The 12707-nt window shown below is 54.5% G+C and carries 10 protein-coding genes; 8 read left to right on the top strand and 2 right to left on the bottom strand.

All coding sequences use genetic code 11. From position 1 onward, the window contains the following. The first annotated feature begins 68 nt into the window (after positions 1-68). Positions 69-1379, top strand: a complete 1311-nt coding sequence (locus HX778_RS12795; protein ID WP_038482963.1) for an MFS transporter — start codon at positions 69-71, stop codon at positions 1377-1379. A gap of 52 nt (positions 1380-1431) precedes the next feature. On the opposite strand, the gene satP is transcribed toward HX778_RS12795, so the two are convergent. Continuing rightward, positions 1432-1998: an acetate uptake transporter gene (satP, locus tag HX778_RS12790; protein WP_038475702.1), complete on the bottom strand. Its 567-nt coding sequence runs from the start codon at positions 1996-1998 to the stop codon at positions 1432-1434. Between the two features lie 297 nt (positions 1999-2295). Here satP and dnaK point away from each other — a divergent pair, with 297 nt between their 5' ends. The 4 genes from dnaK to nhaR all read left to right on the top strand — a co-directional run bounded on the left by dnaK (position 2296) and on the right by nhaR (position 7765). Beyond that, complete coding sequence (gene dnaK / locus HX778_RS12785) at positions 2296-4218, top strand: molecular chaperone DnaK (RefSeq protein ID WP_176982199.1); 1923 nt, start codon at positions 2296-2298, stop codon at positions 4216-4218. 84 nt (positions 4219-4302) lie between these two features. Beyond that, on the top strand, positions 4303-5436 hold the full coding sequence (gene dnaJ / locus HX778_RS12780) for a molecular chaperone DnaJ (RefSeq protein ID WP_038475698.1): 1134 nt from the start codon (positions 4303-4305) through the stop codon (positions 5434-5436). A gap of 196 nt (positions 5437-5632) precedes the next feature. Beyond that, a complete protein-coding gene (gene nhaA, locus HX778_RS12775; RefSeq protein ID WP_038475696.1) occupies positions 5633-6805 on the top strand; it encodes a Na+/H+ antiporter NhaA in 1173 nt (390 codons plus the stop codon). Between the two features lie 66 nt (positions 6806-6871). Continuing rightward, complete coding sequence (nhaR, locus tag HX778_RS12770) at positions 6872-7765, top strand: transcriptional activator NhaR (protein WP_176982198.1); 894 nt, start codon at positions 6872-6874, stop codon at positions 7763-7765. Between the two features lie 64 nt (positions 7766-7829). Here the strand turns inward: nhaR and rpsT are convergent, their stop codons facing one another. Further along, positions 7830-8093: a 30S ribosomal protein S20 gene (gene rpsT, locus HX778_RS12765; RefSeq protein ID WP_008461694.1), complete on the bottom strand. Its 264-nt coding sequence runs from the start codon at positions 8091-8093 to the stop codon at positions 7830-7832. Between the two features lie 326 nt (positions 8094-8419). On the opposite strand from rpsT, the gene ribF reads away from it, so the two are divergent. The 3 genes from ribF to lspA are packed head-to-tail and all read left to right on the top strand — an operon-like array spanning position 8420 to position 12704. Further along, positions 8420-9352 (top strand): bifunctional riboflavin kinase/FAD synthetase, encoded by a 933-nt coding sequence (gene ribF, locus HX778_RS12760; RefSeq protein WP_038475692.1) that lies wholly within the window; start codon positions 8420-8422, stop codon positions 9350-9352. Between the two features lie 32 nt (positions 9353-9384). Next, positions 9385-12201 carry an isoleucine--tRNA ligase gene (gene ileS, locus HX778_RS12755; protein ID WP_176982197.1) on the top strand — a complete coding sequence of 939 codons (2817 nt, stop codon included), beginning with the start codon at positions 9385-9387 and terminating at the stop codon, positions 12199-12201. After that, complete coding sequence (lspA, locus tag HX778_RS12750) at positions 12201-12704, top strand: signal peptidase II (protein ID WP_038475688.1); 504 nt, start codon at positions 12201-12203, stop codon at positions 12702-12704. The genes ileS and lspA overlap by 1 nt, the downstream gene beginning before the upstream one ends. The last annotated feature ends 3 nt before the right edge of the window (positions 12705-12707 follow it).

Raw genomic sequence — 12707 nt, 5'->3', positions numbered from 1 at the left:
TATAGTAACTCTGGCTTTACATGAAAACGGAAAAAATAATTAACACTCCTCTTTACAAGCGGTCCCCTATGTCAAAACAGCACGCCAGACCTCTTAATCGCCAGGACTATAAAACCCTGACGCTTGCCGCCCTCGGCGGTGCCCTCGAATTCTACGACTTCATCATTTTCGTCTTCTTTGCGGCCGTATTGGGAGAGCTTTTCTTCCCGGCTGACATCCCCGAGTGGCTGCGCCAGGTGCAAACGTTCGCCATCTTTGCTGCGGGCTATCTCGTGCGTCCTCTGGGCGGTGTCGTCATGGCGCATTTTGGCGATCTGGTGGGGCGCAAAAAGATGTTTACCCTCAGCATTCTGCTGATGGCTGTTCCGACGCTGGCTATCGGCCTGTTGCCGACCTATGCGTCGTTAGGGATTGCGGCTCCGTTGCTGTTATTGCTGATGCGTATCCTGCAGGGTGCGGCAATTGGGGGAGAAGTCCCTGGAGCCTGGGTGTTCGTTTCCGAACACGTTCCGGAAAAGCGCATCGGTATTGCCTGCGGTATCTTAACGATGGGGCTGACCGTCGGGATTCTGCTGGGTTCTGTAGTGGCAACCATCATCAATACCTCAATGACTCAGCAGGCTATTCACGATGGCGGCTGGCGTATTCCTTTCTTCCTGGGCGGGATTTTCGGCCTGGTGGCGATGTACCTGCGCCGCTGGCTGCGTGAAACGCCTGTTTTCCTCGAAATGCAGCAGCGCAAGGCGCTGGCCGAAGAGCTGCCGCTCAAATCGGTGATAGTTGGCCATAAAAAAGCGGTGGTGGTTTCAATGCTGCTGACCTGGCTGCTTTCCGCCTGCATCGTGGTCGTCATTTTGATGTCCCCCATCTGGCTGCAAAAACAGCACGGTATTGCGCCAGCCCTGACGCTGCAGGCGAACAGTATCGCGACGATTATGCTGTGCGTTGGCTGCCTGCTGGCAGGGCTGGCGGCCGATCGCTTCGGCGCGGGGAAGACCTTTACCGTAGGCAGTTTCCTGCTTGCCGTTTGCAGCTGGATGTTTTATCACCTGAGCGGGACTCACCCTGAGCATCTGTTCCTGCTGTATGGCCTGGTCGGGCTGAGCGTGGGCGTGGTGGGTGCGGTGCCGTTTGTTATGGTACGTGCGTTCCCGGCGCAGGTGCGTTTTACCGGCATATCGTTCTCTTACAATCTGTCGTATGCCATTTTCGGCGGCCTGACGCCAATTGCGGTGACCATGCTGATGGGCGTTTCGCCAATGGCACCGGCCTGGTACGTGCTGGCGCTGGCTATCGTGGGGTTGGTGATGGGGATTTGGCTAAGAAAAGATATTCATCATCAGGATAAGATAGAAAAAGGGGCGCTGACGCAATCCTGAATAAAAAAAACGCGGAGCAGGGCTCCGCGTTTTACTTTCCACTAAAGGAAGATCAGTGTTTTTCGCCGATTGGCAGCACGGTGCGGCCAAACTGCTCGTTCAGCACTTCACCCATTGCGAGGTAGATAGCGCTTGCGCCACAAACCAGGCCAATCCAGCCAGCAACCTTAACGATAGCTTCGTTATCTGCCAGGTGGCCAATCGCCAGCAGGGCAAACAGCACGGTCAGGCTGGCAAACACGAACTGCAGCATGCGTGGCGCTTTCAGGGTGCCGAAGAACATGAACAGCGTGAATACGCCCCACAGGCCCAGGTACGCGCCGAGGAAGTGGCCGTTGGCCGCATCACTCAGGCCCATTTTAGGCATCAGCAGAATCGCCACCAGCGTCAGCCAGAAAGAGCCGTAAGAGGTGAAGGCGGTTAAACCGAAAGTGTTCCCTTTTTTAAACTCCAGCAGGCCCGCGAAGATTTGCGCGATCCCACCGTAGAAAATCCCCATCGCGAGGATAGTAACGTCAAAACCAAAAATACCTGCGTTATGCAGGTTGAGCAAAATGGTGGTCATGCCGAAGCCCATTAAGCCCAGGGGAGCTGGATTAGCCAACTTAGTGTTGCCCATAGTTCCTCTGAAAAATTCATCTGAAATGTAATGTCAATTAATGCCACGCAGCCGGGAGTCCGGTTGCGGGCGCGGCATAATAATCAGGCTGCACGTCGCCGTCTATGATCTGAGCGGGGGGAAAGCAGAAAATTTTTTTTCACCTGCCCCTTGATGGCAGGCGTTGCGACCCCATCTTGTATGCAACCGCAGTTGGCGGACCTGAAAAAAAACGCTTCGGGCAGTTGAAACAGATGCTTTTGCCCGCATAACAGGTTCACAACCACATGATGACGAATTTTTAGTGGAGACGTTTAGATGGGTAAAATTATTGGTATCGACCTGGGGACAACCAACTCTTGTGTCGCGATTATGGATGGTACAACTGCTCGTGTGCTGGAGAACGCCGAGGGCGACCGCACCACGCCTTCTATCATTGCTTACACTCAGGACGGCGAAATCCTGGTAGGTCAGCCGGCTAAACGTCAGGCAGTGACTAACCCGCAAAACACTCTGTTTGCGATCAAACGCCTGATTGGCCGCCGCTTCCAGGATGAAGAAGTGCAGCGTGATGAAGCCATCATGCCTTACAAAATCATCGGCGCTGACAACGGCGACGCATGGATTGATGTAAAAGGTCAGAAAATGGCACCGCCGCAGATCTCTGCAGAAGTGCTGAAGAAAATGAAGAAAACTGCTGAAGATTACCTGGGTGAGCCGGTAACCGAAGCTGTTATCACCGTACCTGCATACTTCAACGATGCTCAGCGTCAGGCAACCAAAGACGCCGGCCGTATCGCGGGTCTGGAAGTCAAACGTATCATCAACGAACCAACCGCAGCCGCGCTGGCTTACGGTCTGGATAAAGAAGTTGGCAACCGTACTATCGCGGTTTACGACCTCGGTGGTGGTACTTTCGATATCTCTATTATCGAAATCGACGAAGTTGATGGCGAAAAAACCTTCGAAGTTCTGGCAACCAACGGTGATACCCACCTGGGTGGTGAAGACTTCGACAGCCGCATGATCAACTACCTCGTTGACGAGTTTAAGAAAGATCAGGGCATTGACCTGCGTAACGATCCGCTGGCCATGCAGCGCCTGAAAGAAGCGGCAGAAAAAGCGAAAATCGAGCTTTCTTCTGCACAGCAGACCGACGTGAACCTGCCGTACATCACTGCAGACGCGACCGGTCCAAAACACATGAACATCAAAGTGACTCGTGCGAAACTGGAATCCTTGGTTGAAGACCTGGTAAACCGTTCTATCGAGCCGCTGAAAGTTGCCCTGCAGGATGCTGGCCTGTCCGTTTCCGATATCCAGGACGTTATCCTGGTCGGCGGTCAGACTCGTATGCCAATGGTGCAGAAAAAAGTTGCTGAGTTCTTCGGTAAAGAGCCGCGTAAAGACGTTAACCCGGATGAAGCTGTTGCTATCGGTGCAGCGGTTCAGGGTGGTGTTCTGACGGGTGAAGTGAAAGACGTATTGCTGCTGGACGTTACCCCTCTGTCTCTGGGTATCGAAACCATGGGCGGCGTGATGACTGCACTCATTAACAAAAACACCACGATCCCGACCAAGCACAGCCAGGTGTTCTCTACCGCTGAAGACAACCAGTCTGCGGTAACCATCCACGTGATTCAGGGTGAGCGTAAACGCGCATCCGATAACAAATCACTGGGTCAGTTCAACCTGGACGGGATCAGCGCGGCACCGCGCGGTATGCCACAGATCGAAGTCACCTTCGACATCGATGCTGACGGTATCCTGCACGTTTCTGCAAAAGACAAAAACAGCGGTAAAGAGCAGAAGATCACCATCAAGGCATCTTCTGGTCTGAACGAAGACGAAATCCAGAAAATGGTTCGTGATGCAGAAGCTAACGCCGAAGCTGACCGTAAGTTCGAAGAGCTGGTTCAGACCCGCAACCAGGGTGACCATCTGCTGCACAGCACCCGTAAGCAGGTTGAAGAAGCAGGCGACAAACTGCCGGCTGACGACAAAACTGCTATCGAGTCTGCGCTGAGCGCGCTGGAAGCGTCCCTGAAAGGCGAAGACAAAGCGGATATCGAAGCCAAAATCCAGGCGCTGGCTGAAGTTTCCCAGAAGCTGATGGAACTGGCTCAGCAGCAGCACGCTGAACAGCAGGCTGGCAATGCCGCAGATGCAGGCCACGCCAACGCCGGCAAAGACGACGATGTTGTTGATGCCGAGTTCGAAGAAGTTAAAGATAAAAAATAATCGCCCTGATGCAGGGTAATTAACCGGCACGGGCGCGGAGTTTACTCCACGCCCGTGCTCGTATGTTAAGGGCAGAAAAAAGAGATGGCGAAGAGAGACTATTACGAGGTTTTAGGCGTTCCGAAATCAGCGGAAGAGCGTGAAATCAAAAAGGCTTACAAGCGCCTGGCGATGAAGTTCCATCCGGACCGTAACCAGGGCGATAAAGAGGCCGAGGCGAAGTTTAAAGAGATCAAAGAAGCCTACGAAATCCTTACCGACGATCAAAAACGTGCGGCCTACGATCAGTATGGCCACGCCGCGTTTGAGCAGGGCGGCATGGGCGGCGGTGGCGGCTTTGGCGGCGGCGGTGCGGACTTCAGCGATATCTTTGGCGACGTATTTGGCGACATTTTTGGTGGCGGACGCCGTCAACGTGCGTCTCGTGGCGCGGACCTGCGCTACAACATGGACTTAACGCTTGAAGAAGCGGTTCGTGGCGTCACCAAAGAGATCCGTATCCCGACGCTGGAAGAGTGTGACGTTTGCCACGGCAGCGGCGCGAAAAAAGGTTCTTCTCCGCAGACCTGTCCAACCTGTCACGGACAGGGCCAGGTGCAGATGCGTCAGGGCTTCTTCACCGTGCAGCAAAGCTGCCCGCACTGTCAGGGCCGCGGCACCATCATTAAAGATCCGTGCAACAGCTGTCACGGCCACGGTCGCGTAGAGAAAACCAAAACGCTGTCGGTGAAAATCCCGGCTGGCGTGGATACCGGCGACCGTATTCGTCTGTCGGGCGAAGGCGAAGCGGGTGAACACGGTGCGCCGTCAGGCGATCTGTACGTTCAGGTTCAGGTGAAACAGCACCCAATCTTCGAACGTGAAGGCAATAACCTGTACTGCGAAGTGCCGATCAACTTTGCTATGGCTGCGCTGGGTGGGGAAATTGAAGTCCCAACTCTGGACGGTCGGGTTAACTTGAAGGTGCCGGGCGAAACGCAAACCGGTAAGCTGTTCAGAATGCGCGGTAAAGGCGTGAAGTCTGTACGCGGCGGTGCGCAGGGCGACCTGCTGTGCCGTGTGGTTGTAGAGACGCCGGTTAGCCTGAACGAAAAGCAGAAAAAGCTGCTGCGTGACCTGGAAGAGAGCTTCGGTGGCCCAACCGGGGCGAATAACAGCCCGCGCTCGAAGAGCTTCTTCGACGGCGTGAAGAAATTCTTTGACGATTTGACCCGCTAATTTCTTCCGGCTGCAATACTGCAAAAACCTGAACTGCTTCATTCGGTTCAGGTTTTTTTATGCCTGCCGCAATTGATCGGTTTTAACGATCATTATTTGCCATATAAGCTGTTTTTAACGATGTGTCATTATCGCTATGCTGGCTACCATATTAGTGTTCAGGATGAATCGGCTACTTAGAGAGTTAGGTGAAATAATGACTAAAAATCTGCAACGCTTTTTTCAGAATGATGCCGCTGGCGGTATTTTTTTGATTGTTGCCGCCGTGCTGGCGATGCTGCTGGCGAACATGGGAGCAACCAGCGCCGGTTACGAGGCATTTCTCGCCACGCCCGTTGAGGTGAGAATTGGGCCGTTGGATATCAGTAAAAATCTGCTGCTGTGGGTGAACGATGCCCTGATGGCGATTTTCTTCCTGATGATAGGTCTGGAGGTGAAGCGGGAGATGGTGATCGGTTCGCTAGCCGATCGTCGTCAGGCTTCGTTTCCGGTCATTGCCGCCCTGGGTGGGATGGTCGTGCCGGCTCTGCTTTACCTGGTTTTCAACTATGCTGATCCTGTCACGCGTGAAGGCTGGGCTATCCCGGCGGCAACGGATATCGCGTTTGCTTTGGGGATCCTGGCGTTGCTGGGCAACCGAGTTCCGCTGGCGTTGAAGGTCTTCCTGATGGCATTGGCGATTATCGATGACCTTGGGGCGATTGTGATTATCGCGCTGTTTTATACCCACGATCTCTCGATGATGTCGTTGGGCGTTGCGGCGGCGGCCATCGTTGTCCTGGCGCTGCTGAACCTGTTTAACGTTCGCCGTACAGGCGTCTACATCCTGGTTGGCATTATACTTTGGACGGCGGTATTAAAATCAGGCGTGCACGCTACGCTGGCGGGAGTCATTATTGGCTTCTTCATCCCGCTAAAAGAGCAGAAAGGGCGCTCGCCCGCTCAGGAGCTGGAGCATGTGCTACACCCCTGGGTTGCTTTCCTGATCCTGCCGCTGTTTGCCTTTGCCAACGCCGGGGTTTCGCTCAACGGGGTGACGCTGGAGGGGCTGACGTCTCTGCTACCGCTCGGCATTATTGCCGGACTGTTTATCGGCAAGCCGCTGGGCATTAGCCTGTTCTGCTGGCTGGCGCTCAAACTGAAGCTTGCCTCGCTGCCGGAGGGCACAAGCTTCAGGGATATTATGGCGGTGGGCGTGCTGTGCGGCATTGGTTTTACGATGTCGATTTTTATCGCCTCGCTGGCATTTGGCGACGTGGATGCGGAGCTTATTACCTGGGCGAAGCTGGGGATTTTGCTGGGATCGTTACTTTCCGCGGTCGTAGGTTTTACCATGCTAAAAGCACGGTTGCCTAAGGCTGCTTCATGACGGTACTGGCTGCCGGGTCATCGTCAGATGACCCGATAATGGATTAACTCTCAGGGAGTGAAGGGCATGTCCCATATCAATTACAACCATCTTTATTATTTCTGGCACGTGTGCAAAGAAGGGTCAGTCGTCGGTGCCGCTGAGGCACTGTTCCTGACCCCGCAAACCATCACCGGGCAGATTAAAGCGCTTGAAGAGCGCCTGCAGGGCAAGCTATTCCGTCGTCAGGGAAGGGGGCTTGTGCCTTCCGAGCTGGGGCAACTGGTGTTCCGCTATGCCGACAGAATGTTTACCCTAAGCCAGGAAATGCTGGATATCGTTAACTACCGTAAAGAGGCCAATATCCTGTTTGATGTTGGCGTCGCGGATGCGTTGTCCAAGCGCCTGGTCAGCGGCGTGCTGGACGCAGCGGTCGTTGGGGATGAGCAGATTCACCTGCGCTGCTTTGAATCTACCCATGAAATGCTGCTCGAGCAGCTGAGCCAGCATAAGCTGGATATGATCATTTCGGACTGCCCGATAGACTCGACTCAGCAGGAAGGGCTGTTTTCGGTGAAGCTCGGCGAGTGCGGTATCAGCTTCTGGTGCAAGGGGCCTGCGCCGGAGCAGTCTTTCCCTGCCTGCCTTGAAACACGCCGTCTACTTATTCCCGGGCGCCGCTCCATGCTCGGGCGCAAGCTTCTCAACTGGATTAACATTCAGGGGCTGAAGATTGAGATTCTGGGCGAGTTTGATGATGCCGCATTGATGAAAGCGTTTGGTGCCGCGCACAACGCTATCTTTGTTGCTCCGACGCTGTACACGCAGGACATCTACAGCGGTGACAACATCGTCGAGATAGGCAGAATGGATAACGTGCTGGAGGAGTACCACGCCATTTTTGCTGAGCGTATGATTCAGCATCCCGCCGTGCAGCGCATCTGCAGCAAGGATTATTCGGCGCTCTTCAAAGTTGACTGAATGACAGGCATAAAAAAACCGGCGTTAGCCGGTTTTTTTATCAAAGCTCACAGCAAAAAGGCGATTAAGCCAGTTTGTTGATTTGCGCAGTCAGGTTTGCTTTATGACGCGCAGCTTTGTTTTTGTGGATCAGACCTTTAGCAGCCTGACGGTCCACGATTGGTTGCATTTCGTTAAATGCTTTCTGTGCAGCAGCTTTATCGCCAGTTTCAATCGCTGCGTATACTTTCTTGATGAAAGTACGCATCATAGAGCGACGGCTTGCGTTGTGCTTACGAGCCTTTTCAGACTGTACAGCACGTTTCTTAGCTGATTTGATATTAGCCAAGGTCCAACTCCCAAATATGATCTATGTGGACAATTCAAAGGCCGAGGAATATGCCCCGTTAGCCTTCTTTTGTCAATGGATTTGTGCAAATAAGCGTCGTTAAATTTCCGACACCTCTTACGTGTGATGGCGCGGATTCTACCAGCATCAGGCTTGGGAATACAGTCTTTCGCATCAAAATTCGTCAAGACAAATGCGAAGCGGGTGCAAAGCCCTTCCCAGTACAATGAATTCATTCAAGCTTTACGTTAAAGGCGGTAATCGTCGGTTAACCTTAATCGCGGTAGTTGGTATAATCCGCCAATTTCCACTGTTTTGAGCCAGCCATGAAGCTGATACGCGGTATACATAATCTGCGCCGGGAGCACCACGGGTGTGTACTCACCATTGGTAACTTCGACGGCGTACATCGTGGCCATCAGGCACTGTTAAAGGGCCTGTGTGAAGAGGGGCGTGCGCGCAATCTCCCTGTGATGGTCATGATTTTCGAGCCTCAGCCGCTCGAATTGTTTGCACCGGAAAAGGCACCAGCTCGCCTGACTCGTCTGCGAGAAAAGCTGCGTTATTTGGCCGAGTGTGGCGTGGACTATGTTCTGTGCGTTCGCTTCGACCGTCGTTTCGCCGCGTTGAGCGCGCAAAACTTTGTCAGCGATCTTCTGGTTGACCGTCTCGGGGTGAAATTCCTCGCGGTCGGCGATGATTTCCGCTTTGGCGCTGGTCGCCAGGGGGATTTCTTGTTATTACAGAAGGCTGGCCGCGAATACGGTTTTGACATCACCAGCACCCAAACGTTTTGTGAGGGGGGCGTGCGCATCAGCAGTACTGCGGTGCGTCAGGCGCTGGCCGATGACGACCTGCCGCAGGCCGAAAGCCTGTTGGGGCATCCGTTCATGATCTCCGGTCGCGTAGTGCACGGTGATGAACTGGGCCGCACGATTGGTTTCCCAACGGCGAACCTGCCGCTGCGCCGCCATGTCTCCCCGGTGAAAGGGGTTTATGCGGTTGAAGTCTCAGGCCTCGGCGAAAAGCCGATTGCCGGCGTGGCAAACATTGGCACTCGCCCTACGGTGGCGGGAATACGCCAGCAGCTTGAAGTCCATTTATTGGACGTTGTAATGGACCTTTATGGTCGCCATATAGAAGTAGTGCTGCGTAAAAAGATACGTAATGAGCAGCGATTTGCTTCACTCGATGAGCTGAAGGCGCAAATCGCCAGAGATGTGGTATCAGCCCGAGAATTTTTTGAGTCAAATGCCTGAAAGGCTAACCGAAATACGGAACCGAGAATCTAATGAGTGACTTTAAATCTACCCTAAATTTGCCTGAAACAGGGTTCCCGATGCGCGGCGATTTAGCCAAGCGCGAACCGGGTATGCTGGCGCGTTGGAATGATGACGATCTGTACGGCATCATCCGTAATGCGAAAAAAGGCAAAAAAACCTTTATTTTGCATGATGGCCCTCCTTATGCGAACGGTAGCATTCACATTGGTCACTCAGTTAACAAGATTCTGAAAGATATTATCATTAAGTCCAAAGGGCTCTCCGGCTTCGACTCTCCGTACGTGCCGGGCTGGGACTGTCACGGCCTGCCAATCGAGCTGAAAGTTGAGCAACTGATCGGCAAGCCGGGTGAGAAAGTGTCCGCCGCTGAGTTCCGTGCCGCGTGCCGCAAATATGCCGCCGAGCAGGTTAATGGCCAGCGCGAAGACTTCATCCGCCTGGGCGTGCTGGGCGACTGGTCTCGTCCATACCTGACCATGGACTTCAACACCGAAGCCAACATCATTCGTGCGCTGGGTAAAATCATCGGCAACGGCCACCTGCACAAAGGGGCTAAGCCGGTTCACTGGTGCGTTGACTGCCGTTCCGCGCTGGCGGAAGCGGAAGTCGAGTATTACGACAAAACGTCCCCGTCTATCGACGTGACGTTCAACGCTGTAGATGTCGATGCGGTCAAAGCTAAGTTTGGTGCCTCAGCCGTCAATGGCCCGGTCTCCCTGCTTATCTGGACCACCACGCCGTGGACCCTGCCGGCTAACCGCGCTATCTCCCTGGGCGCTGAGTTTGACTACGTGCTGGTGCAGATTGAAGGCCAGGCGCTGATCGTGGCGAAGGACCTGATGGAAAGCGTGCTGAAGCGCGCTGGCGTGACCGATTACCAGATCCTCGGCACCGTAAAAGGCGCTGAGCTTGAGCTGCTGCGCTTTAAGCATCCGTTCATGGGCTTTGACGTTCCGGCCATTCTTGGCGACCACGTTACCCTGGATGCGGGTACCGGGGCGGTACATACCGCCGGTGGCCACGGCCCGGACGACTACACCATCAGCCAGAAATACGGCCTGGAAATCGCTAACCCGGTTGGCCCGGACGGCAGCTATCTGCCGGGTACCTACGAAGGCCTGGACGGCGTTCAGGTATTCAAAGCTAATGACCTGATCGTGAACATCCTGCGTGATAAAGGCGCTCTGCTGCACGTTGAAAAACTGCTGCACAGCTATCCGCACTGCTGGCGCCACAAAACGCCGATCATCTTCCGTGCAACGCCGCAGTGGTTTATCAGCATGGATCAGAAAGGCCTGCGCGCGCAGTCCCTGAAAGAGATCAAAGGCGTGCAGTGGATCCCTGACTGGGGCCAGGCTCGTATCGAATCCATGGTGGCGAACCGCCCAGACTGGTGTATCTCACGTCAGCGTACCTGGGGCGTGCCGATGTCTCTGTTCGTGCATAAAGACACCGAAGAACTGCACCCACGCTCGCTTGAGCTGATGGAAGAAGTGGCTAAGCGCGTTGAGCAGGACGGCATCCAGGCGTGGTGGGATCTCGACCCGCGCGACATCATGGGTGACGACGCCGACAACTACGTGAAAGTGCCTGACACCCTGGACGTTTGGTTTGACTCCGGTTCAACCAACTACTCTGTAGTTGATGCGCGTCCTGAATTTAACGGCCATTCTGCGGATATGTACCTGGAAGGTTCCGATCAGCATCGCGGCTGGTTCATGTCCTCCCTGATGATCTCCACGGCGATGAAAGGCAAAGCGCCTTACCGCCAGGTACTGACCCACGGCTTCACCGTTGATGGTCAGGGCCGTAAGATGTCCAAGTCTATCGGCAACACCGTTAGCCCGCAGGACGTGATGAACAAGCTCGGCGCGGATATTCTGCGTCTGTGGGTGGCGTCTACCGATTACACCGGTGAAATGGCAGTTTCTGACGAGATTCTGAAACGTTCCGCTGACGCTTATCGTCGTATCCGTAACACCGCGCGCTTCCTGCTGGCAAACCTGAGCGGCTTCAACCCTGAAACCGACATGGTGAAACCAGAAGATATGGTGGTGCTGGATCGCTGGGCCGTTGGCTGCGCGAAAGAAGCTCAGGCGGATATTCTCGCCTCTTACGAAAACTACGATTTCCACGAAGTGGTGCAGCGTCTGATGCGCTTCTGCTCCGTCGAAATGGGCTCGTTCTACCTCGACATCATCAAGGATCGTCAGTACACCGCGAAGGCCGACAGCGTAGCTCGTCGCAGCTGCCAGACCGCGCTGTATCACATCTCTGAAGCGCTGGTGCGCTGGATGGCGCCGATCATGTCCTTCACCGCCGACGAAATCTGGGGCTTCCTGCCGGGTGCGCGCGAGAAGTATGTGTTCACCGGCGAGTGGTACGAAGGTCTGTTTGGCCTGGCGGAAAGCGAAGGGATGAACAATGAGTTCTGGGATACTCTGCTGACCGTGCGTGGCGAAGTGAACAAGGTCATCGAGCAGGCTCGTGCTGATAAGCGCATCGGCGGTTCTCTGGAAGCGGCAGTCACCCTGTACGCTGACGCTGAGCTGGCGGCGAAGCTGAACAGCCTGAGCGATGAATTGCGATTTGTCCTGTTGACCTCGGCCGCTGCCGTTGCCGATTATGCGCAGGCGAGCGATGACGCTCAGCAGAGCGAAATCCTCAAGGGGCTGAAAGTTGCCTTGCGTAAAGCCGACGGTGAGAAGTGCCCGCGCTGCTGGCATTACACCACGGATATCGGTCAGGTAGCGGAACACGCAGAAATCTGCGGCCGCTGTGTCAGCAACGTAGCCGGCGACGGCGAACAACGTAAGTTTGCTTGATGAAACCAATTTTCTCTACCGGGTTGTGCTGGCTGTGGCTGGTGGTGGTAGTTCTGATTGTGGATCTGGGCAGTAAATACCTGATCCTCCAGCACTTCATGCTGGGGGATACGGTGCCACTGTTCCCTTCCCTGAATTTGCACTACGCCCGTAACTATGGCGCCGCATTTAGCTTCCTGGCCGACAAAGGCGGCTGGCAGCGCTGGTTCTTCGCGGGGATCGCGATCGGTATCTGCGTGGCGCTGGTGTGGATGATGTATCGCGCTAAAGCGAGCCAGAAGCTGAATAACATCGCCTATGCGTTAATCATTGGCGGTGCGCTCGGCAATCTGTTCGATCGCTTGTGGCACGGCTTTGTCGTCGACATGATCGATTTCTACGTTGGCGACTGGCACTTTGCCACCTTCAATCTGGCCGATACCGCAATCTGTATCGGCGCGGCGCTGATTGTGCTGGAGGGCTTCTTTGTCTCCTCCGACAAGCCCGCAAAGCAAAAAGGGTAATCC

It is taken from the genome of Cedecea sp. P7760, assembly GCF_013386425.1.
Taxonomy (GTDB): domain Bacteria; phylum Pseudomonadota; class Gammaproteobacteria; order Enterobacterales; family Enterobacteriaceae; genus Cedecea; species Cedecea selenatireducens.
Note: the sequence above shows the minus strand (reverse complement) of the source record. Positions and strands in the feature narration are given on the sequence as shown.